General features: G+C 65.2%; 20 protein-coding genes and 1 pseudogene. 7 read left to right on the top strand and 14 right to left on the bottom strand.

Features of this window, described 5'->3' with window-relative positions; all coding sequences use genetic code 11:
• Positions 1-84: 84 nt before the first annotated feature.
• The 5 genes and pseudogenes from dnaB to rpsF form a co-directional block, all read right to left on the bottom strand.
• Positions 85-1,470: a replicative DNA helicase gene (dnaB, locus tag GO591_RS15620; RefSeq protein WP_157157670.1), complete on the bottom strand. Its 1,386-nt coding sequence runs from the start codon at positions 1,468-1,470 to the stop codon at positions 85-87.
• Positions 1,471-1,892: 422 nt separating this feature from the next.
• Positions 1,893-2,348 carry a 50S ribosomal protein L9 gene (gene rplI / locus GO591_RS15625; RefSeq protein WP_157157671.1) on the bottom strand — a complete coding sequence of 152 codons (456 nt, stop codon included), beginning with the start codon at positions 2,346-2,348 and terminating at the stop codon, positions 1,893-1,895.
• A gap of 11 nt (positions 2,349-2,359) precedes the next feature.
• Positions 2,360-2,623: a 30S ribosomal protein S18 gene (gene rpsR / locus GO591_RS15630; RefSeq protein WP_012039648.1), complete on the bottom strand. Its 264-nt coding sequence runs from the start codon at positions 2,621-2,623 to the stop codon at positions 2,360-2,362.
• Positions 2,624-2,646: 23 nt separating this feature from the next.
• Complete coding sequence (locus tag GO591_RS15635) at positions 2,647-3,135, bottom strand: single-stranded DNA-binding protein (protein WP_157157672.1); 489 nt, start codon at positions 3,133-3,135, stop codon at positions 2,647-2,649.
• A gap of 129 nt (positions 3,136-3,264) precedes the next feature.
• Positions 3,265-3,609, bottom strand: a pseudogene (gene rpsF, locus GO591_RS15640) (30S ribosomal protein S6); the annotation flags it as partial.
• Positions 3,610-3,771: 162 nt separating this feature from the next.
• Here rpsF and GO591_RS15645 point away from each other — a divergent pair.
• Positions 3,772-4,851, top strand: a complete 1,080-nt coding sequence (locus GO591_RS15645) for an inositol-3-phosphate synthase (RefSeq protein ID WP_157157674.1) — start codon at positions 3,772-3,774, stop codon at positions 4,849-4,851.
• Between the two features lie 126 nt (positions 4,852-4,977).
• On the opposite strand, the gene GO591_RS15650 is transcribed toward GO591_RS15645, so the two are convergent.
• Positions 4,978-6,405: a CCA tRNA nucleotidyltransferase gene (locus GO591_RS15650; RefSeq protein ID WP_157157675.1), complete on the bottom strand. Its 1,428-nt coding sequence runs from the start codon at positions 6,403-6,405 to the stop codon at positions 4,978-4,980.
• A 63-nt stretch (positions 6,406-6,468) separates the two neighbouring features.
• On the opposite strand from GO591_RS15650, the gene GO591_RS15655 reads away from it, so the two are divergent.
• The 6 genes from GO591_RS15655 to GO591_RS15680 all read left to right on the top strand — a co-directional run bounded on the left by GO591_RS15655 (position 6,469) and on the right by GO591_RS15680 (position 13,918).
• The gene (locus GO591_RS15655) at positions 6,469-8,535 is read left to right on the top strand and encodes a DUF6049 family protein (protein WP_157157676.1); all 2,067 of its coding nucleotides are present in this window, start codon (positions 6,469-6,471) and stop codon (positions 8,533-8,535) included.
• Positions 8,528-10,180 (top strand): murein biosynthesis integral membrane protein MurJ, encoded by a 1,653-nt coding sequence (gene murJ / locus GO591_RS15660; protein WP_157157677.1) that lies wholly within the window; start codon positions 8,528-8,530, stop codon positions 10,178-10,180. The genes GO591_RS15655 and murJ overlap by 8 nt, the downstream gene beginning before the upstream one ends.
• A gap of 60 nt (positions 10,181-10,240) precedes the next feature.
• Positions 10,241-11,188, top strand: a complete 948-nt coding sequence (gene trxB / locus GO591_RS15665; RefSeq protein ID WP_157157678.1) for a thioredoxin-disulfide reductase — start codon at positions 10,241-10,243, stop codon at positions 11,186-11,188.
• A 24-nt stretch (positions 11,189-11,212) separates the two neighbouring features.
• On the top strand, positions 11,213-11,539 hold the full coding sequence (gene trxA, locus GO591_RS15670; RefSeq protein ID WP_157157679.1) for a thioredoxin: 327 nt from the start codon (positions 11,213-11,215) through the stop codon (positions 11,537-11,539).
• A gap of 99 nt (positions 11,540-11,638) precedes the next feature.
• Positions 11,639-12,949 carry an aminotransferase-like domain-containing protein gene (locus tag GO591_RS15675; protein WP_157157680.1) on the top strand — a complete coding sequence of 437 codons (1,311 nt, stop codon included), beginning with the start codon at positions 11,639-11,641 and terminating at the stop codon, positions 12,947-12,949.
• 6 nt (positions 12,950-12,955) lie between these two features.
• On the top strand, positions 12,956-13,918 hold the full coding sequence (locus GO591_RS15680) for a D-alanine--D-alanine ligase family protein (protein WP_157157681.1): 963 nt from the start codon (positions 12,956-12,958) through the stop codon (positions 13,916-13,918).
• Positions 13,919-14,975: 1,057 nt separating this feature from the next.
• Here GO591_RS15680 and GO591_RS15685 read toward each other — a convergent pair.
• From GO591_RS15685 to rpmH, 8 genes are all read right to left on the bottom strand, one after another.
• A complete protein-coding gene (locus tag GO591_RS15685; RefSeq protein WP_157157682.1) occupies positions 14,976-15,935 on the bottom strand; it encodes a ParB/RepB/Spo0J family partition protein in 960 nt (319 codons plus the stop codon).
• Positions 15,935-16,861, bottom strand: coding sequence for a ParA family protein (locus tag GO591_RS15690; RefSeq protein ID WP_157157683.1), 927 nt, complete (start codon positions 16,859-16,861; stop codon positions 15,935-15,937). The genes GO591_RS15685 and GO591_RS15690 overlap by 1 nt, the downstream gene beginning before the upstream one ends.
• A 93-nt stretch (positions 16,862-16,954) precedes the next feature.
• Positions 16,955-17,584, bottom strand: coding sequence for a 16S rRNA (guanine(527)-N(7))-methyltransferase RsmG (gene rsmG / locus GO591_RS15695; protein WP_157157977.1), 630 nt, complete (start codon positions 17,582-17,584; stop codon positions 16,955-16,957).
• Positions 17,585-17,823: 239 nt separating this feature from the next.
• Complete coding sequence (locus GO591_RS15700; protein WP_157157684.1) at positions 17,824-18,312, bottom strand: Jag family protein; 489 nt, start codon at positions 18,310-18,312, stop codon at positions 17,824-17,826.
• Positions 18,309-19,265, bottom strand: coding sequence for a membrane protein insertase YidC (gene yidC, locus GO591_RS15705; protein ID WP_157157978.1), 957 nt, complete (start codon positions 19,263-19,265; stop codon positions 18,309-18,311). The genes GO591_RS15700 and yidC overlap by 4 nt, the downstream gene beginning before the upstream one ends.
• 10 nt (positions 19,266-19,275) lie before the next feature.
• The gene (gene yidD, locus GO591_RS15710) at positions 19,276-19,587 is read right to left on the bottom strand and encodes a membrane protein insertion efficiency factor YidD (protein ID WP_157157685.1); all 312 of its coding nucleotides are present in this window, start codon (positions 19,585-19,587) and stop codon (positions 19,276-19,278) included.
• A complete protein-coding gene (rnpA, locus tag GO591_RS15715) occupies positions 19,584-19,925 on the bottom strand; it encodes a ribonuclease P protein component (RefSeq protein ID WP_157157686.1) in 342 nt (113 codons plus the stop codon). Before rnpA ends, yidD begins: the two co-directional genes overlap by 4 nt.
• Before the next feature lie 8 nt (positions 19,926-19,933).
• Positions 19,934-20,071: a 50S ribosomal protein L34 gene (gene rpmH / locus GO591_RS15720; protein WP_157157687.1), complete on the bottom strand. Its 138-nt coding sequence runs from the start codon at positions 20,069-20,071 to the stop codon at positions 19,934-19,936.
• Between the last annotated feature and the right edge of the window lie 13 nt (positions 20,072-20,084).

Below are 20,084 nucleotides of genomic sequence, written 5' to 3' on the forward strand. Positions count from 1 at the left end.
TAGCCGCGGCCGCTGGGCGCACGGCCCCGTGGACCGCGCCCACTGGTCGACCCTGGCGAAAGACTGGGCCGCCACGCTGCGCCGCTAGACGTTGGGCATGTCCGCGAAGCGCGAGAAGTGGCCCTGGAACGCCACGGTGATGGTGTCGGTCGGACCGTTACGGTGCTTGGCCACGATCAGGTCGGCCTCGCCGGCGCGCGGATTGTCCTTCTCGTAGGCACTCTCACGGTGCAGCAGGATCACCATGTCGGCATCCTGCTCGATCGAGCCGGATTCACGCAGGTCGGCGATCTGCGGCTTCTTGTCGGCACGCTGCTCGGGTCCACGGTTCAGCTGCGAGAGCGCGATCACCGGCACCTGCAGCTCTTTGGCCATCAGCTTGAGCGCCCGCGAGAACTCACTGACCTCTTGCTGGCGCGATTCGACGCGCTTTCCGGATGTCATCAGCTGCAGGTAGTCGATGACGACCATCTTCAGCCCGACTTTCTGCTTCAGGCGTCGAGCCTTCGCGCGAATCTCGACCAGGGTCATGTTCGGGCTGTCGTCGATGTAGAGCGGGGCGTCGTTGATGCGCCCGCGGGTCGAGGCGATGGTGGTCCAGTCGCGGGCCTCGACGGTTCCCTTACGCATGGCCTGCAGCGGCACCGCGGCCTCGGCCGACAGCAGGCGCATCGCGATCTCGCTGCGGCCCATCTCGAGCGAGAAGAAGATGGCTGGCATGTCGTGCTTGATCGCCGCGGAACGGGCGAAGTCGAGCGCGAGGGTCGACTTTCCGAGCGCGGGCCTGGCGGCGACGATGATCATCTGCCCCGGGTGGAACCCGTTGGTCAGGTTGTCGAGGCCGGAGAACCCTGTCGGCACGCCGGTCAGCGAGCCGTCGCGACCCTGCGCCGCCTCGATCTCGTCGATGGCCACGGTGACGGCCTCGGTCAGCGGAACGTAGTCCTCGGTCTCGACCCCGCCCGCGACGTTGTAGATCTCGGCCTGCGCGTTGTTGACCAGGTCGGTGACCTCGCCCTCGCTGGCGTAGCCCATCTGCACGATGCGGGTGCCCGCCTCGACCAGGCGGCGCAGCACGGCCTTCTCGGCGACGATCGAGGCGTAGAAGCCGGCGTTCGCGGCCGTCGGCACGAGGCTGGTGAGCGTGTGCAGGTACTCGGCACCCCCGGCTCGGCTGAGCAGACCGGACTTGGTGAGTTCGTCGGTGACCGCGATCACATCGGTGGGCTCGCCGTGCGAGTACAGCGTCATGATCGCGTCGAAGATCAACTCGTGCTTGGGCACGTAGAAGTCGACGGCGCGCACGGTTTCGATGACGTCGGCTACCGCGTCCTTGCTGAGCAGCATGCCGCCGATCGCGCTCTGCTCGGCGAGCAGGTCGTGCGGGGGAGTCCGATCGCCGCGGTATTGCTCACGCCCGTCAGTACCGCGCTGCTGATCACTAGCGAGACCCAGGTGGGCGATCGACATATGGCTGCTTCTTCCTCTGTTGCTGTAGCTACCCCGGGTCTACCGGACGCCACCGACACCGCCCGGCTAGACGCGCGGCCAACGGGAAGGCAGGCAGCGTCATCGGGTTGCGCATCACCCTAAGAACTCACAGACCAACCCTCCAAGCGTGCCTGTGGATAACTCTGTGGACAAACTGCGCGAAACGCCGGGAAGCGTGTGTAGTACTTGTGGATGGTTCTGTGGAAACCCTGACGACTTATCACTCGAAACACAGTCTGACCTGCATTTTTGTTATTCACATCATGTGTGTAGAAACATGTTTAGATTCCACGTTGAGGGTTGGGGATTTTTGAGAGGCCTGTGCACAAAACGCTTGACAGCGGGCCTTAAATAGCGATAGCGGCGAGCAAAGCTCGCCGCTATCGCCAGGGAATCGATCCCTACTTCTTGGCGGCAACCACCTGAAGGGTGATCGTGGCCACGAGGTCCTCGCGCAGGCGCACGGTTGCCTCGTGCTCGCCCACCGACTTGATCGGAGTCGAGATCTCGATCTTGCGCTTGTCGAGCGAACCGATGCCCGACTCCAGGACGGCGGCCGCGACATCCGCGGGCTTCACCGAACCGAACAGGCGACCTTCGGCGCCGGCCTTGACGGCCAGCTTGACCTTGTTCGCCTCGAGCTTGGCCTTGAGGTCCTTGGCCTCCTCGATCGTGGCGAGCTCGCGCGCAGCGCGGGCAGCCTTGATCGAGTCAACCTGCTTCTCGCCACCACGGGTCCACGCGACAGCGAAGCCCTGAGGGATGAGGTAGTTACGGGCGAACCCGTTCTTGACGTCTACGACGTCTCCCGCCGAACCGAGGCCGGAGACCTCGTGCGTGAGAATCAATTTCGACATGTCTCTCGTCCCTATCTGCCGGAGCCGGCGTAGGGCAGAAGCGCCATCTCGCGCGCGTTCTTAACGGCGCGGGCGATGAGGCGCTGCTCCTGCACGGAGACACCGGTGATACGACGAGCGCGGATCTTTCCCCGCTCGGAGATGAACTTGCGCAGAGTGGCGACATCCTTGTAATCGATGACGCCCACGCGGATCGACTTCGCGGGAGCGGCGTTCTTGCCGCCCTTGGCCCCGCGGAGTGGCTTGCGGCGGTCGCCGCTGCTCTTTCCAGCCATGGTTTCTTCTTTCCTGAAATTCTTTAGAACGGGGTTTCGTCGTTAAAGCTGCCGGGCGTGTTCCACACGTCCCCACCCGACGCGGCCGGAGCGGAAGGCGCCCACGGCTCGTCAGCGACCTGAGCCTGCGAACGGCCTCCGCCGCCACCCGACGTGCGAGTGACCTGAGCGGTGGCGTACCGCAGCGAGGGGCCGATCTCGTCGACCTCCAGCTCGATCGAGGTGCGCTTCTCGCCTTCCTTCGTCTCGTAGGAACGCTGCTTCAGGCGACCGGTCGCAATGACCCGGCTGCCCTTCGTCAGGCTCCCGGCGACGTGCTCGGCGAACTCGCGCCAGACACTGGCACGCAGGAAGAGGGCTTCGCCGTCCTTCCAGTCGTTTGCCTGGCGGTCGAAGGTGCGCGGCGTCGACGCAATCGTGAAGTTCGCGACTGCGAGCCCGCCCTGCGTGTACCGCAGTTCGGGGTCAGCGGTGAGGTTGCCCACGACCGTGATGACGGTTTCGCCGGCCATGGCCTACTCGGCAGCCTTGGTCGGCTCGGCGTCGGCAGCCTTCGCGGCAGAAGCCTCGGCGACCTTCGCAGGTGCAGCGGCAGCCTTAGCGGGAGCAGCCTCAGCGACCTTCGCGGGTGCGGCCTCGGTAGCCTTCGCGGGGGCAGCAGCCTTGCGGGCGGCCTTCTCGTCGGCGCGCTTCGTAGCGGCGGCGACCTGGGCGATAGCTTCTTCGGCCCGCAGCACCTTGGTGCGCATGACGGCTTCGGAGAGCTTGAGCTGGCGGTCCAGCTCGTTCACCGACGTGGGCTCGGCGGTCAACTGAACGACGGCGTAAATGCCTTCGCTCTTCTTGTTGATCTCGTACGCGAGCTTGCGGCGACCCCAGATGTCAACGTTGTCGATGGTTCCCCCATCGGCCCGGATGACACCAAGGAACTTGTCTAGGCTGGGAGCCACGGTGCGCTCATCGATTTCCGGATCGAGGATCACCATGAGTTCGTACTGATGCGTCACTAACCCACCTCCTTTGGACTTGAACGGCTGCAGACGGTCTGCAGCAGGAGGGTTGTGCATCGTTGTCGGGCGACAATTCGGCCGCAGACAACCTGCTTAGTGTAGTCAGACATCCCCCCTGTATCAAGGAGCACCTCGTTCATGACCCTTCGGGTTGCAATCGCCGGCGTCGGAAACTGCGCATCATCGCTCGTTCAGGGCATCACCTTCTATGCGGATGCCGCAGACGATGACGTCATCCCCGGCCTCATGCACACGCGCTTCGGCCCGTACAGCGTGCGGGATATCGAGTTCGTCGCCGCCTTCGACGTGGACGCCGCGAAAGTGGGCTCCGACCTGGCCGACGCGATCTGGGCCAGCCAGAACAACACCCTGAAGTTCGCCGACGTGCCCGCCACCGGCGTCACCGTGCAGCGCGGCCCCACCTTGGATGGCCTCGGCGAGTACTACCGGGCGGCGATCGAGGAGTCGGATGCCGCGACCGTCGACGTCGCCGCGGCGCTCCGCGCGTCCGGCGCCGATGTGCTGGTCTGCTACCTGCCGGTCGGCTCGGAGCAGGCCGCCAAGCACTACGCGCAGGCGGCGATCGACGCTGGCGTTGCCTTCGTAAACGCGCTGCCCGTGTTCATCGCGAGCGACCCGGTCTGGGCGCAGAAGTTCACCGACGCGGGTGTGCCGATCGTCGGCGACGACATCAAGAGCCAGTTCGGTGCCACCATCACCCACCGGGTGCTCGCGCGACTGTTCGAGCAGCGCGGACTGGTGCTCGATCGCACCTACCAGCTCAACGTGGGCGGCAACATGGACTTCCAGAACATGCTGGAACGTTCGCGACTGGAGTCGAAGAAGGTCTCGAAGACCCAGTCGGTGACCAGCAACATCGATGTCACACTGCCGGCCGGAGACATTCACATCGGGCCGAGCGATCACGTGCCGTGGCTCGAGGATCGCAAATTCGCCTACGTCCGGATCGAGGGCCACGGATTCGGCAACGCCCCGACCTCGCTGGAGTACAAGCTCGAGGTCTGGGACTCTCCCAACTCGGCCGGTGTCGTCATCGATGCCATCCGGGCGGCGAAACTCGCCCTGGATGCCGGCCTCGGCGGACCGGTGGAATCGGCATCCGCCTACTTCATGAAGTCGCCGCCGGTGCAGCACCCCGACCATGAGGCCCGCGCCCTGCTGGAGCGGTTCATCGTGGAGGCTTCGGCCACGCACTAGCCGAACCCACTCGGTGAGGTGCCCAAGAAACCTAGTGTGCGGGCCCGATCACTAGGACTTTTGGGCACCTCACGGCAGTTTCACGTGAAACGGACCCGGAACCGTAAACGGAATCGGCCAAGCGGGTTACTCAGTTCCGCGCACCGCCCACCAGGCCCGCAGGCGCTGCTCGGCCGCTTCGGCGCCGATGGAGCCCTCGTCCAGGCGCACCTCCATCAGGAACCGGTAGGCCTCACCGACCTCGCGCCCAGGCTTCAGCCCGAGGATCGCCATGATCTGCTCACCATCGAGGTCGGGGCGGATTGCCGCCATCTCCTCGGCTTTCGAGAGCTCGACGATCCGCTTCTCGAGATCCTCGTAAGCGAACGCCAGCCGATCGGCCCGGCGGCGGTTGCGGGTGGTCACATCCGCACGGGTGATGATGTGCAGGCGCTCCAGCTGGTCACCGGCGTCACGCACATACCGCCGTACCGCTGAGTCGGTCCACACACCGTCGGTGTACCCGAAGAACCGCAGATGCAGCTCGATCAGCCGCGCGACCGAGCTGATGGTGTCGTTATCGAAGCGGAGCGCCCGCAACCGCTTCGCCGCCAGCTTCGAGCCGACGACATCGTGGTGGTAGAAGCTGACTGCGCCGCCTGCCTCAATCTTCCGCGTCGCCGGCTTGCCGATATCGTGCAGCAGCGCCGCCAGGCGCAGCACCAGATCGGGGGAGTGGCCGCGGGACTTCTCCAGGTCGATCGCCTGGTCGAGCACGGTCAGGCTGTGCTCATAGACATCCTTGTGGTGCGCATGCTCGTCGATCTCGAGCTTCAGCGCCGGAATCTCAGGAAGCACGTAACCGGCCAAGCCGGTTTCGACGAGCAGGCGGATGCCTCGGCCCGGCGCATCCGTGAGCAGCAGCTTCGACAGCTCATCGCTAACCCGTTCGGCGCTGATCATCTCGATGCGCGGCGCCAATTCGGACATTGCCGCCAGCGTCGCCTCCTCGACGACGAAGCCGAGCTGTGAGCTGAACCGCGCGGCACGCATCATGCGTAGCGGGTCGTCGCCGAACGAGACCTCGGCGGCGGCAGGGGTACGCAATAACTGAGCCAGCAGGTCATCGATGCCACCGGAGGGATCCACCAGCACGCGCTCGGGCAGCCGCAGCGCCATCGAGTTCACGGTGAAGTCACGGCGGACCAGATCCTCCTCGAGGGATTGCCCGAACTCGACGACTGGCTTGCGGGTCTGCCCGTCGTAGGCATCCGTGCGGTACGTGGTGATCTCCACGGTCTGGCCGTTGATTCGTGCACCGATTGTGCCGAACGCTCGGCCGATGTCCCAGTGCGTGTCGGCGATGGGAGCGACGATCCGCACGATTTCGTCAGGTGTCGCGCTGGTGGCGAAGTCGAGGTCGTTCAGCGGGCGCTCAAGGAAGGCGTCCCGCACGGGTCCGCCGACGAGCGCGAGTTCGTGCCCCGCGGTCTCGAAACTGGAGGCGAGCCGAGCAATCGACGCCGTATCTGCTAGTTCGTGCAGTCGCTGGACCGCTGAAGCGACGCTCACCATATCCCTAGAGTCTAGACTCGGTGGCATGTTGGCCGAGCGGATTCACGGGGTCGGCCTGTGCCCATGAAGCCACTGCGCGCAGTATTGGCGCTGGTTCTCGGCCTGGCCGGGATCGGCGCCACCTCTTTTCCAGCGGCGTCAGCGCCACTGCCCGACGTCCCGATAGACCTCGCGGTCGCGGTTGAATCTCAAGGCATCCTGCGCCCGGCGACCGATCTGCGGGTGGTGGTCACCATCGGCAATGGCGGCTCCACCACCCTGAACGACGCGTCCGCCTCCGTGCACCTGGCGAACACGCCAGCCGACTCGCCCAACGAACTCGCCGAGTGGTTCCAGGCCGAGCCGGACAGTGACGAGGATGCCGGTCGGGAACTTGCGCGGGTGGACGCCAGCGGGCTGTCGCCTCGATCCAGCACGCAATTGGTAGTCACGGTGCCGGCCGCGTCGATTCCGATCACCGCGCCGACCACCGAGGCCTACGCGCTCGCGGTGCGCCTCAATGTCGCCGGCGAGACGGTGGCCGAGGAGCGCAATGCGATCGTCTGGCACCCCGAACCGGTCAGCCCCGCTGTGGGCGTCGGGATCATCGTTCCCTTGGTCATCCCCCAGCATCCAGACGCCATGATCGATGCTGCGACACTCGCAGCCGCAACCGGCCCAGTCGGTTTGCTGTCGCGGGAGCTGAATGCCGCGATCGGCAGTCCCGCCGCCCTAGCGGTGGATCCGATGATCCTTGCCTCGATTCGCGTGCTCGGGAGTGACGCCCCGCCGAGCGCGCTCGAGTGGCTGTCCCGGCTGGAGACCGCCCCCAATGACAAGTTCACCCTCGGTTACGCGGACTCCGACCTGACTCTGCCGCTGCAGGCAGGCGCCGGCGCGCCGGTCGGCGTGGAAAGCTTCGATTTCGCCCTCAATCCGTCGCGCTTCCAGACCCCGACCCCCGCGCCGACGACGCCGGGCACACCCGCCCCGGTTCCGGAGCAGACGCTGCCGACCACCGAACAGCTCATGGCGCTGCCCGGGTCGATCGGTGCGATCGCGTGGCCTGGCACCGACTCGGTGACCACTGCCGATCTCCCTCCTCTTGCGGCAGCGGGCTATCAGACGCTGCTGCTGTCCTCAGGCAACCTCGAGGGTGAAGACGGTCGCTCCCATGTGACTGCCGGTGGCGCCGACGTGCTGGTCGTGCAGCAGCGGATGTCCGCCATCCTCGACAATGCCGTGCAGGCGTCGTCGACCCTCGAGTGGCAACAAGAGATGAACCGGCTCTCGGCGGTGCTGGCGTCGGCCGCGACATCCGGTACCACCAGCGTCCTCGGGGCGCTCGACCGGGAGGTCGGCGGGGTCGCGCAGCGCCTCACCGAGACACTGGCGACCCTCGGCACTTTGCCGTGGGTGCAGGGCACCGCGCTGTCGACCATGCTGGCGACCGAGGCGACGGCAGCGACCCTGGTTGAGATGCCCCAGTCCGCCGAGCGGGTGATGATGGCCTCGTCGATGCTGCAGGCGGAGTCCGCCGACGCCGGGTTTGCGACCGCCGCCGCCGACCCTTCGTTGATCACCGCGGAACGTCGGCTGGACCTGCTCACCGCACTGTCGCTCTCCTGGGGGGCGACCGCGGATGACCTGAAGGCTCCCGCCGGGGTGTTCCTCGAGACCAGCGAGGACCTGCTCGGGTCGGTCGCGGTCGCCGAAGGCGGCCAGATCCTGTTGCTCGCGGACCGGTCCAATCTGCAGATCTCGGTGCGGAACGACCTGCCTCAGCCGGTCACCGTTCGCCTGACGACGCGCGCGATGACCGCTGGTCTCGCGATCGAAGACCCGGTGATCGACGTCACCCTTGAGCCCGAATCGCAACGTGACGTCGCTGTTCCGGTGCAGTCGGTGTCGAACGGCGACGTTCCGGTGCGGGTGTCGCTGACCAGCCCGACCGGGGTGACGATCGGCGATCCGCTGCTCGTGCCGGTCAACGTTCAGGCTGGCTGGGAAACCGCGGGCACGATCGCCGTGGCGGTGCTGCTGGTGCTGGTGTTCGGGATCGGCATCACGCGCAACATCCTCAAGCGCCGTAAGCAGCGCCAGGAAGCGGATGTCGCCGCCACCACGACCCCGGGGGTAGCCGATGTCTGACGTGGACGAGCCCTCCGGCGTCCGACGCGCGAGCGCGCTGCTGGCCTCCGGCTCGATGGTGTCGCGTGTGCTCGGCTTCGTCAGCGCCTTCCTGCTCGCGGCGACAATCGGCTCATTCGGTTCTGGCGCGAACATGTTCGCGATCGCGAACGGCTTACCGAACAGCATCTACGCCATCATCGCCGGAGGTGTGCTGAGCGCGGTGCTGGTGCCCCAAATCGTGCGCGCCGGGCTGAACGCTGACGGCGGCGAGGCCTACATCAACAAGCTGCTGACCCTCGGCATCGTGATCTTCGCGATCGCCGCGATCGTGGCAACGCTGTGCGCGCCACTGCTGGTGCAGCTCTACTCGCAGTCGGCCACCGGCGACACCGGCGGCATCAGCCAAGAGCAGTTCGCCCTGGCCACCGCGTTCGCCTATTGGTGCCTGCCGCAAGTCTTCTTCTATGCGCTGTACAGCCTGCTCGGCGAGGTGCTGAACGCTCGCAGCGTGTTCGGCCCGTTCACCTGGGCGCCCGCGCTGAACAATGTCGTCGCCATCGGCGGCATCGTCGCGTTCGCGCTGCTGTACGGCGCCGGCCAGCAGTTGCATGAGGACGCCGCAACCTGGACGCCTGACCGGATTGCCCTCCTCGCCGGCAGTGCAACCCTTGGCATCGCCGCGCAGGCCCTGATCCTGTTCGCCTTCTGGCGCCGGGCCGGCCTGCGCTTCCGGCCCGACTTTCACTGGCGGGGGGTGGGACTCCGCCGGACCGGCAAGTCGGCGGCCTGGATCTTCGGCATGATCGTGGCCACGCAGGTAGCCGGGATCGTGCAGACCAACGTCGCCTCGCTCGCCGCCGCGGATAATGACGCGGCATCCGTGGCGGTACTGCGCTACGCCTGGCTGATCTTCATGCTGCCGCACGGGATCATCACCGTCTCCATCGCCACCGCCTACTTCACCCGCATGAACAAGCACGCCCGGGACGCCGACCTCGGATCGTTGCGCACGGATGTCGCGGCAACACTGCGCACCACCGGGCTGCTGTTGGTGTTCTCCTCGATCGGCTTGATGGCGATCGCGGCCCCGTTCGGCCGGATCTTCGCGCACAACTTCGCGGAGGCACAGTCGATCGCGGGAGTGCTCACCGCCTACCTGGTCGGCCTGCTGCCATTCAGCATTCTGTTCGTGCTGCAACGTGTGTTCTACTCGCTCGAAGACACCCGCACGCCGTTCTGGTGCACGCTCGTCCAGTCCGTACTCAACGTGATCGGCTTCGTGCTGGTGCAGGAACTGCTGCCGCTCGATCAGCTCGCCATCGGCATTGCCGCGGTGGTGACCGTCTCCGGCACGGTGCAGGTAATCCTCATCGGGCTGCTGCTCGGCCGCCGCATCCCCGGCATGCCGGTCTGGCAGCTGCTGCGGGATCACCTGCTGTTCTTCGCCGCGATGATCCCGGCTGCCGCGGCCGGCGTCGGCGTGGTAACCCTGCTGGGAGGTTTCAGTCCGTCCGGCTTCGCGATGAGCGGTGTGCTGCCTGCCTTTGTCACCATCGCGGCCGCGGGCGCGGTTATGGCCGTCATCTACGGCGGCATCCTGCTGCTGTTCCGCAATCCTCACGCCAAGGACTTCCTGGCGCCGGTGCTCCGCCGCCTGCGCTGACTCATGGAATAGTCGCCGGTTAGCATGTGTTGTACCGGCAAGACCCACGAAAGGTGCTCTGTGCGCAACGTCATCATCATCGGATCCGGCCCAGCCGGTTACACCGCAGCAATCTATGCGGCCCGCGCGAACCTCGAACCCCTCGTCATCGCCAGTTCTGTTGAGCCTGGCGGCGAACTGATGAAGACAACGGATGTCGAGAACTACCCGGGATTCCCCGAGGGCATTCTCGGACCCGACTTGATGACCAAGTTCCAGGAGCAGGCGGAACGATTCGGCGCCGAGGTGCTGCTGGATGACGTCGTCGCCGTGGAACTGAGCGGCGACGTGAAGCGAGTCACCGTCGGCAGCGGGGAGACCTTCGAAGCGCACTCGGTGATCTATGCCACCGGATCCGCCTACCGCAAGCTCGGCCTGCCCGAAGAGGACCAGTTCAGCGGTATGGGCGTCTCGTGGTGCGCCACCTGCGACGGCTTCTTCTTCAAGCAGAAGACCATCGCGGTCGTGGGCGGCGGAGACTCGGCGATGGAGGAGGCAACCTTCCTTACCAAGTTCGCCGACAAGGTCTACGTGATCCACCGCAAGGACAGTCTTCGCGCGTCGAAGACCATGCAGGACCGCGCCTTCGCGAACCCCAAGATCGAGTTCCTCTGGAACAAAGAGGTCAAGCACATCTACGGCGACGGCCTGGTCAACGGCGTCGGCCTGATCGACACCATTGATGGCAGCGAGACCACGCTGAACCTGGCCGGCCTGTTCATCGCGATCGGCGCCGACCCGCGCACCCACTTGGTGCACGGCCAGCTCGACCTCACCGACGCCGGCACCATCGCTGTCGAGGGTCGCTCATCGCGCACCAATCTGCCCGGTGTCTTCGCGGCAGGGGACGTGGTCGACCCGACCTACCGGCAGGCAGTCACCGCCGCGGCATCAGGAACCGTCGCCGCACTCGATGCCGAGCACTACCTGGCCGCGCTTTCCGACGAAGTCGCTGCCGTCCACGCCTGAGCAGAGCACTACAGAAGGAGTTACATGTCCGCCGCAACCGCAGTCACCGACGCCACGTTCGAGGCCGAAGTCCTGAACTCTGAAACCCCGATCCTGGTTGACTTCTGGGCCGAGTGGTGTGGTCCGTGCCGCATGGTCTCGCCGATCCTCGACCAGATCGCCGCCGAGCACGCCGACAAGATCAAGATCGTCAAGCTCAACGTCGATGAGAACCCGGCGACCGCGATGAAGTACCAGATCACCTCGATCCCGGCGATGAAGGTCTACCGCGGGGGAGAGGTCGTCAAGACCGTCATCGGAGCGAAGCCGAAGCACGCTCTGGAGGCCGATTTGGCCGAGTTCATCGGCTGACCAGCTCTCCGCACACGAAGCCCGCCGACCCAGCGTCGGCGGGCTTCGTGATTCTCGGGGCGTATTGTGGAAGCCACCTTCAGCGAACTGGAATTGTGCATGACGACACCGGGTAGCCCTCAGGGCACCAATCTCGATCCGTGGTACGACAGCTATGCCGACCGCACCGCCGGACTCTCCGCCTCCGCCGTTCGAGCCCTGTTCGCCGTCGCCTCCCGGCCCGAGGTCGTCTCGCTCGCCGGTGGCATGCCGTTCGTGTCCGCTCTGCCGAAGGAGCTCGTCAATGGCGCCCTTGAGCGGGTGATGCGTGATCACGGCCCGGTCGCCCTGCAGTACGGCTCCGGCCAGGGCACACCCGAGCTGCGCGAGCACATTCTCAAGGTGATGGCGACCGAGGGCATCCGGGGCAGTGTGGACGACGTGGTCGTCACCACGGGCTCCCAGCAGGCGCTCGACCTGGTCAGCCGGCTGTTCCTGAACCCGGGCGATGTAGTGCTGGCCGAGGCGCCCAGCTACGTCGGCGCGATCGGTGTTTTCCGCTCCTACCAGGCTGAGATCAACCACGTCCCGATGGATGACGAGGGGATGATCCCCGCCGCGCTCAGTGAGGCGATCGTGCGCCTCCGCGCCGCTGGCAAGTCGATCAAGCTTCTGTACTTGATTCCCAACTTCCAGAACCCCACCGGCGTCACCCTGAGCTGGCAGCGCCGCCTCGAGATCATTGAGATCGCCAAGGCGAACAACGTGCTGATCATCGAGGACAACCCGTACGGCCTGCTCTACTTCGACCAGCCCGCGCCGCACGCGATGCGGTCGGTGGAAGAGGACGGCATTGTCTACCTGGGCTCGTTCTCCAAGACCTTCGCCCCGGGCTTCCGCGTCGGCTGGGCGCTCGCCCCGCACGGCATCCGCGAGAAGCTGATCCTCGCCAATGAGTCGGCGATCCTGTCCCCGAGTGCGTTCTCGCAGCTGGTGATCACCGAGTACCTGAACCAGGCGGACTGGAAGGGTCAGATCGACACTTTCCGCGGCTACTACCGGGAGCGTCGGGATGCCATGCTGCAGGCGCTCTCCGACTACCTGCCCGGCACCAGCTGGACCGTTCCGAACGGTGGCTTCTTCGTCTGGCTGACCATGGACGAGAAGCTCGATTCACAGGCGATGCTGCCCCGGGCGGTCAAGGAACTCGTGGCCTACACGCCCGGTACCGGCTTCTACGCGGACGGCAACGGCCGCAATCACATGCGCCTGTCGTTCTGCTACCCGACACCGGACTTCATCCGCGAGGGCGTTCGGAGGTTGTCCAACGTCATCGATGGCGAGCTCGAACTGCTCAACACCTTCTCGGCCGGGCCGCTGCCCGCGCAGGTCGACAGGGGCGTCATGAACCCGCCGGCGAACATCAGCTAGGAAACCATGAATCGCAACGTGAACCGCGTGCTCGTACTGGCCGGCGGCATCTCCCACGAGCGCGACGTATCGCTGCGCTCGGGACGTCGGGTGGCCGACTGCCTCTCGTCGCTGGGCTACGAAGTCGAGCTGCGTGATCCCGACGCATCCCTGCTGCCATATCTGGTCTCAAACCGTCCGGATGTCGTCTGGCCCGCCCTGCACGGTGCGAGCGGCGAGGATGGCGCACTGCGGGCGCTTCTCGACTTCGCCGGCATCCCGTATGTCGGATCGAATGCCGATTCGGCGCACCTGGCCTGGGATAAGCCCACCGGTAAGACCGTCGCCGGCCGTGCCGGAGTGACCACACCCGAGTCGATCACCCTGTCGCGCGACGCGTTCCGGGAGCTCGGTGCCGCCAGCGTGCTCGCCCTGGTCGGCGACCGGCTCGGCTTTCCGCTCGTCGTGAAGCCGGCCCGCGGCGGATCCGCGCAGGGCGTCACCATGGTCGACAACGAGATCGACCTGCCCCGCGCCATGGTTGATGCGTACACGTATGGCGACGTCGCACTCATTGAACAGCGGATCATCGGCACCGAGGTCGCGATCGGCGTCATCGACACCGGCGACGGTCCGGTGACCCTGCCAGCAGTCGAGATCGAGCCGCTCAGCGGCGTTTACAGCTTCGAAGCGCGTTATAACGCGGGGGAGACCCGGTTCTACACGCCCGCTCGCATCGCTGACGACGTCGCTGCCACCGCCGCGGACGCCGCCATCACCGCTCATGTCGCGCTCGGACTTCGGCATATCTCGCGGGTCGACCTGATCATCGATGCGGCCGGGACGCCCTGGTTCCTCGAGGCGAACGTGCTGCCGGGGCTGACCGAGACCTCGCTGCTTCCACAGGCCCTCGAGGCCGCCGGGCACGATCTCGGCTGGGTTTACGGTGCCCTCGCGGAGTCGGCGGTCACCGGAGTGCCCGCGAGCTGAGTTCGCTGGGCAGGGCCGCCCCGCGGGTCGAGTTCTTCGCTCGCGGTCGAGTTCTTGCTCGTGGCCGAGTTCTTTGCTCGTGGCCGAGTTCTTCGCTCGCGGGTTGAGTTCTTCGCGCGAGGCGAGCCCTCCCCGTGGGTCGAGCCTGTCGAGCCCGGTCTGAGCAACCTCTACTGGCGAATCCGGCCCCCGAACTTCCACATCTGGACACTTTGGGAACCCGAAAAGCAGGAAGTTCTGTCATTCGGGCGCCGAAACTCCTCCATTTCGCGTCGATTGGCCGATTCATCCGTCAATTCGGATGCCGCACCCGATCCCGTCCGCCCCAAGACCAGCCCGTTTGTCATCAACAACGCGGGGTTCGGTTGACCGCGCGCACGTTTGAACCTGCGCTCGGTTGCAGAACCGCCGCGCAGTCGATGTCGATGTCGACGTCGGAGCCGGAGCGTCTCAATCTCCGGGCGTTCACTCGTCTCCGCGCGCGCGGATGAAAGTCGCAGCTCCCGCAATGGGCTGGCCGACGCGCAGGTCAAAGTTGCGGGCGCGGATGAACATTCCGCGGCGCCAGCAACTTTCTGGCGCGGGGGACATCACCCTTTGGGGACGGATGTCTCGATCGGCAGCGCGCGCGGGCGAGAGTTGCACACCCCACCTCTCCGACACGGATACACCGAAGTGTGGGTACCTTCTTCTTGGACCTCGGTCGACGCATCGCTTGTCGTTTTGGGTGCTCGGAGGTCTCGGCAGGATCGACCCCCGGGGAAACTTCCAGCACAGTCGTCGAGGCTCGACCGGCGCCGGGTCAAATTTGCGGGGGAGGGTCCGGCGGGCTCCACCGGCAGGGCGGGTCACCTTTCCGCTGGGTTTCCAGCGGGCCGGATCAGCGGCTCATCGTTTCACGTGAAACCAAAAAGACAGTCGCACAAAACCCGCCTCTGATCTGCGTTTTTGCGCAAAGACCGATTTGTAGCCCGCAACGTCGATTCGCCAACACGGCCCGACGGGCTATCCGCGTCGAACCACTCCTGGCGAGTTACAACCCGTTAACTGAGCTGATTCAGTTGAACCCGGGCTCACCCAGTTCGCCGAGGATGCGATTCAGATCGCCGACCGATGCGAAATCAATGGTGATCGCGCCCTTTGTTGCTCCGAGGGTCACCTTCACGCGCGTGTTCAGTCGATCCCCAAGCCGGTCCGCGATCTCGTTCAGTTGACCCTGACGCGTACCGGCACTGGGTTTCGCCTTCTTCGGCTTGGGCGAGTTACGCGTCGCGGCGGCCTCGGCGGCGCGCACCGACAAGTCCTCGTTGACGATCTTGTCGGCCAGATGCTCCATGGCCTCGGGCTCTCCCACCGAGAGGATCGCCCTGGCGTGACCAGCACTGAGCACACCGGCGGCGACACGCTTCTGCACTCCGGCCGGCAGCCGCAACAGGCGCAGGGTGTTGGTGATCTGTGGGCGGGACCGGCCGATTCGCTGAGCGAGCTCGTCCTGGGTGATGCCGAAGTCGGCGAGCAGCTGCTGGTAGGCGGAAGCCTCTTCCAGCGGGTTGAGCTGGGCGCGGTGCAGGTTCTCGAGCAGCGCGTCCCGGAGCATGTCCTCGTCAGCGGTCTTCTTGATGACCGCGGGGATGCTGTCAAGGCCGAGAGCCTTGGTGGCCCGCAGCCGGCGCTCGCCCATGATCAGTTCATACTGGGGCGCTCCGTCCACGGCATCCGGAATCGGACGCACCACGATCGGCTGCAGGACGCCGATCTCGCGGATCGACACCATCAGCTCCTCGAGCTCCTCCTGGCGGAACTCGACGCGCGGCTGCTGCGCGTTCGGGACGATGTCGTTCGGGTTCAAGCTTGCGAGCTGAGCACCGGGAACGGCGAGCAGGTTGTTATTGTCCTCTTCGACGACCACCGTGGGGGAGTGAGGGAAGAAGACGTCCACCGGACGTCCGGCGGACTGGTCCCCGGTCGGAATCAGGGCGCCGATGCCTCGGCCAAGTCCCGTGCGCTTTGCTGCCATTACTGTGGTGCTCCCCGTCGTGCGATCTCCGCCGCTGCCTCGAGGTAAGACAGCGACCCTGCTGAGTTGGTGTCGTAGCTGATGACGCTCTGCCCGTAACTCGGGGCTTCAGAGATGCGCACCGACCGGGGGATGAGCGTATTGAGCACCTGGTCGGGGAAGTGGTCGCGCACATCCTGGGCAACCTGGTTTGCCAGGTTGGTGCGGCCGTCGTACATCGTGAGCAGGATCGTGGACACCGACAGTTGCGGGTTGAGGTGCCGTTCGATCAGTTCGATGTTCTTGAGCAGCTGGCTCAGGCCCTCCAGTGCGTAGTACTCGCACTGGATCGGGATGAGCACCTCATGCGCGGCCACGAACGCGTTGATCGTAAGCAGTCCGAGCGAAGGTGGGCAGTCGATGAATACATAGTGGAACGGCTCCTCTGCCTCGCTGAGGAACTTGTCCAGCGCGGTGCGAAGCCGCTGCTCGCGCGCCACCAGGGAGACCAGTTCGATCTCGGCGCCGGCGAGGTGGATGGTGGCCGGAACGCAGAAGAGGTTCTCTGATTCCGGGCTGGGCTTGATGACTTCAGCCATCTCGACATCGCCGACCAGCACGTCATAGACACTCACGACGTCGGAACGGTGGTCGACACCGAGCGCGGTGGAGGCGTTGCCCTGCGGATCCAGGTCGATCACGAGCACACGGGCGCCCGCACGGGCAAGCGCAGCGGCAAGGTTGACGGTGCTCGTCGTCTTACCGACGCCGCCCTTCTGGTTTGCCACGGTAAGGACGCGGGTAACGGCAGGGACCGGCAGGGGAGTGGAGGCGAGCTGGGTGCGACGACGGGTGATTTCGGCGATTTCCCGGGCGAGCGGGGTGGTTTCGTCGTACGCGCTGGTCACCAGGTGCTTCTCCGTTCGGAATGTTTCACGTGAAACCATCCCGGTCCCACGGTGCCGATGTTTCACGTGAAACATCGCGCCTGTTCACTTGTGGCCGACGTGACGGCGGCCTGGAAACGAGTCCCGGGCGGTCTAGTCCACTGTAGCCCGAAAGACTCGCGTGACCTCCGGGACAAGCCCTTCGCCCAACACAAGAACTTCCGAATCGCGCAGACGGGCCTTGCGCATCACCTTGGTAGCGGCCTCGACCTCTTCCGTGACCTTGGCGCCCTTCATGAAAACCATCTGCCCGCCGCGGCGCAGCAGCGGAGCGGTGATCGGGATCAACTTGGAGAGCGCACTCACGGCGCGGGCCGTCACCTGATCCAACGGCGTCTCTAGCTTCGCCTCCTCGGCGCGGGCCCGCAGGACGGTGACGTTAGTCAGGTTGAGGGCGGATGCCTCGGAGCGCAACCAGTCCACGCGGCGCTCCATCGGTTCAATGAGCACCATCGAGACATCCGGGCGGGCGATGGCGAGCACCAGCCCAGGCAATCCGGCGCCGCTACCGATATCTCCGACGACCGCGCCCTCCCAGAGCAGGGGAGCGACCAGTCCGGAGTTCAGGATGTGTCGGGTCCACAGCCGCGGCGGTTCCAGTGGCCCGATGAGACCGAGCTCCTCGCCACGGCGCGCGAGATCAGCAGTGAAGGCACGGGCCAGTTCAATGCGGTCACCAAAGATGGCCTGCGCCGACGCTGGCTCTGTTTCGAGTTCGGGGATCACATCAACCTCGTCAACTTTTCGATTTCACGGCCAGAGGGGGAGGGCCGTCACGCCTGGCGACTGACTGGCGCAAAAGCCGCGGCGATCACCAAATATCGAAGCCTGCCGCGCTGGCCGTGGTTTCCGCCGATGGCGGGGGTATCGGCATCCGCCGTCGACGCAAACTCCGGCCATGGGCCACTAGCCGGAACCGGCGAAACCGGCGGCCGCACCAGAACCGAATGTTTCACGTGAAACTATGCCCGGCGGATGACGTTGTGGCGGTCCCGCCCCTCGCCCTCCGACTCGGAGGAGAATCCGCGCTCGGCGGCCAGGTCGTGAATGAGCTTGCGCTCGTAGCTCGACATCGGCGGGAGCGACGCGGTCTCGGCGCCCTCTTCGATGCGCTCGATCGCACGGTCGACGAGCCGGCCCAGTTCGGCGGCGCGGGTCTCGCGCGAACCACCGATGTCAAGGATCAGCCGGGAGAACTCGCCGGTCTTCACCTGGACCGCAATCCGGGTCAGCTCCTGCAGGGCGTTCACAGTGTCGGGCTTCGAGAGCACACGCAGGCTGTCACCCGTCTCGGTCACAGATATATAGGTACGTCCGCCGCGGTTGTCGATCTCGATGTCACCATCGAGGTCGGCGATGTCCAGCAATTCTTCGATGTAGTCCGCTGCCACGTCGCCTTCATCGGCTGCGGGGGAGAGGGGCGCCTGGCCGTCGTCAATCACGTCGCTCATTTCTTCTTTCCACCCTTTTTGGCACGGTTCTTACTCACGGGCTGTGCGCGCTGAGCCTTCTTGGGTTCTTCGAGCACAATCGTGGCACTGTCGGGCTTGGGTTCTTCAACACCCTTGCGCTGACGCCTCTTGGCCATCCGGGCCTCGCGAGCCAGTGCAGCCTCACTGCCGGGCGTCGGCATATTGCGGATCACGATGAACTGCTGGCCCATGGTCCAGAAGTTCGAGGTCAGCCAGTAGAACATCACGCCGAGCGGGAAGGCGAAGCCGGAGAATGCGAACACCAGCGGCAGCACGTAAAGCAGGATGCGCTGCTGCTTGTACATCGGGCTGGCCTTCATCTCAGGCGACTGGTTCTTCGCCATGATCTGAAGCTGCGTGATGAACTGCGACGCGCTCATGAGGATGATCATGATGATCGCAATCACAATCACATTGCCGTTTGACGCGCTCGACATGCTCTCCCTGAGCGGAGCACCAAGGAACTCAGCATTGGCAAACTGCTCCGCGAGCGTTGCGTTCAGCAGACCAACGCCGGCACCGTTCTGATTGGACGCGTCGTTGAGCACGGAGAACAAACCGAAGAAGATCGGCATCTGCAGCAGCAGCGGCAGGCACGAGCTGAGCGGGTTGGTGCCCGTCTTCTTGTACAGGGCCATCGTCTCGCGCGACATCGCCTCGCGTGAGAACTGGTCGCGCTTGCCCTTGTACTTGTCCTGGATCTTCTTGATCTGCGGGGCAACCTCAAGCATGCGGCGCTGCGACTTGATCTGGCGCACGAAGATCGGAATCAGAGCGGCACGGATGACAAGCGTGAGCCCGACCACAGCAAGGACCCACGTGATACCGGCGGCAGCGGGCAGCCCGATCGACGTGAGCAGCGTGTGCCAGCCAACCAGGATCGCCTCGATGATCCATTTGATGGGCCAGAGAATCGTGCCAATAATGTCCATTGCTTTTCGGTCAGCCCTTTCCTTGGCTAATCGCGGTGACAAACCCGAGCCGGGTAGTAGTGAACCTGGAGCTGCGCTGCTCAGGAACGTCATCGACGCCGCCCTCAGCCCATGGATGGCAGCGGAGAATTCGGCGGCTACCCAGCCAGACACCCTTGACGATGCCGTGCGACTGGAATGCTTGCAGAGTGTAGGCGGAGCAACTGGGATAGTACCGACACACGTCGCCGTACAGCGGCGAGATCAGCAGGCGGTACAGCTTCAGGATGCCGATGCAGATGTTTCGGGGAATCAGGTAGACGAACCCTGCGGCTGCCTTCATCGGCGGGCCAATCGACTCGTCACCGAAGTGGATATTTCCTCATTCAACTCGGACCACGTCAGTGTGTCGAGCCCGGGAAGTGCGCGGATGACGACATCCGTTCCCGTGCCCACCGTCGGCAAGAGCTCATGGGCGATCGCTCGCAGCCGTCGACGAACCAGGTTGCGAGTCACGGCGTTGCCGACGGCCTTCGACACGATGAATCCGAATCGGGTGGGCGCGTCGAGCTCTCGCGGGTACAGGTAGAGCACGGCATGTGCCGTGCTCAGCCGTCGGCCGCGTCGAACCGCAGTGCGGAACTCGTCTGGCCGGATCACCCGGTTCGCTCGTGCGAGCACCGGAGTGGTTAAGCGGAAAGTTCGGTGCGACCCTTTGTGCGGCGGGCGGCGAGGATGGCGCGACCGGCGCGAGTACGCATGCGAGCGCGGAAGCCGTGCTTCTTGGCACGACGACGGTTGTTTGGCTGGAACGTTCTCTTGCTCATAGTTCTATCTCCG

The sequence above is a fragment of the Diaminobutyricimonas sp. LJ205 genome, from assembly GCF_009755725.1.
GTDB lineage: Bacteria > Actinomycetota > Actinomycetes > Actinomycetales > Microbacteriaceae > Ruicaihuangia.

Excerpts from the sequence above, each read along its gene's own strand:
- dnaB (WP_157157670.1), bottom strand. The coding sequence starts at position 1,470 with ATGTCGATCGCCCACCTGGGTCTCGCTAGTGATCAGCAGCGCGGTACT.
- rplI (WP_157157671.1), bottom strand. The coding sequence starts at position 2,348 with ATGTCGAAATTGATTCTCACGCACGAGGTCTCCGGCCTCGGTTCGGCG.
- rpsR (WP_012039648.1), bottom strand. The coding sequence starts at position 2,623 with ATGGCTGGAAAGAGCAGCGGCGACCGCCGCAAGCCACTCCGCGGGGCC.
- GO591_RS15635 (WP_157157672.1), bottom strand. The coding sequence starts at position 3,135 with ATGGCCGGCGAAACCGTCATCACGGTCGTGGGCAACCTCACCGCTGAC.
- GO591_RS15645 (WP_157157674.1), top strand. The coding sequence starts at position 3,772 with ATGACCCTTCGGGTTGCAATCGCCGGCGTCGGAAACTGCGCATCATCG.
- GO591_RS15650 (WP_157157675.1), bottom strand. The coding sequence starts at position 6,405 with ATGGTGAGCGTCGCTTCAGCGGTCCAGCGACTGCACGAACTAGCAGAT.
- GO591_RS15655 (WP_157157676.1), top strand. The coding sequence starts at position 6,469 with ATGAAGCCACTGCGCGCAGTATTGGCGCTGGTTCTCGGCCTGGCCGGG.
- murJ (WP_157157677.1), top strand. The coding sequence starts at position 8,528 with ATGTCTGACGTGGACGAGCCCTCCGGCGTCCGACGCGCGAGCGCGCTG.
- trxA (WP_157157679.1), top strand. The coding sequence starts at position 11,213 with ATGTCCGCCGCAACCGCAGTCACCGACGCCACGTTCGAGGCCGAAGTC.
- GO591_RS15675 (WP_157157680.1), top strand. The coding sequence starts at position 11,639 with ATGACGACACCGGGTAGCCCTCAGGGCACCAATCTCGATCCGTGGTAC.
- GO591_RS15680 (WP_157157681.1), top strand. The coding sequence starts at position 12,956 with ATGAATCGCAACGTGAACCGCGTGCTCGTACTGGCCGGCGGCATCTCC.
- GO591_RS15685 (WP_157157682.1), bottom strand. The coding sequence starts at position 15,935 with ATGGCAGCAAAGCGCACGGGACTTGGCCGAGGCATCGGCGCCCTGATT.
- GO591_RS15690 (WP_157157683.1), bottom strand. The coding sequence starts at position 16,861 with ATGGTTTCACGTGAAACATTCCGAACGGAGAAGCACCTGGTGACCAGC.
- GO591_RS15700 (WP_157157684.1), bottom strand. The coding sequence starts at position 18,312 with ATGAGCGACGTGATTGACGACGGCCAGGCGCCCCTCTCCCCCGCAGCC.
- yidC (WP_157157978.1), bottom strand. The coding sequence starts at position 19,265 with ATGGACATTATTGGCACGATTCTCTGGCCCATCAAATGGATCATCGAG.
- yidD (WP_157157685.1), bottom strand. The coding sequence starts at position 19,587 with ATGAAGGCAGCCGCAGGGTTCGTCTACCTGATTCCCCGAAACATCTGC.
- rpmH (WP_157157687.1), bottom strand. The coding sequence starts at position 20,071 with ATGAGCAAGAGAACGTTCCAGCCAAACAACCGTCGTCGTGCCAAGAAG.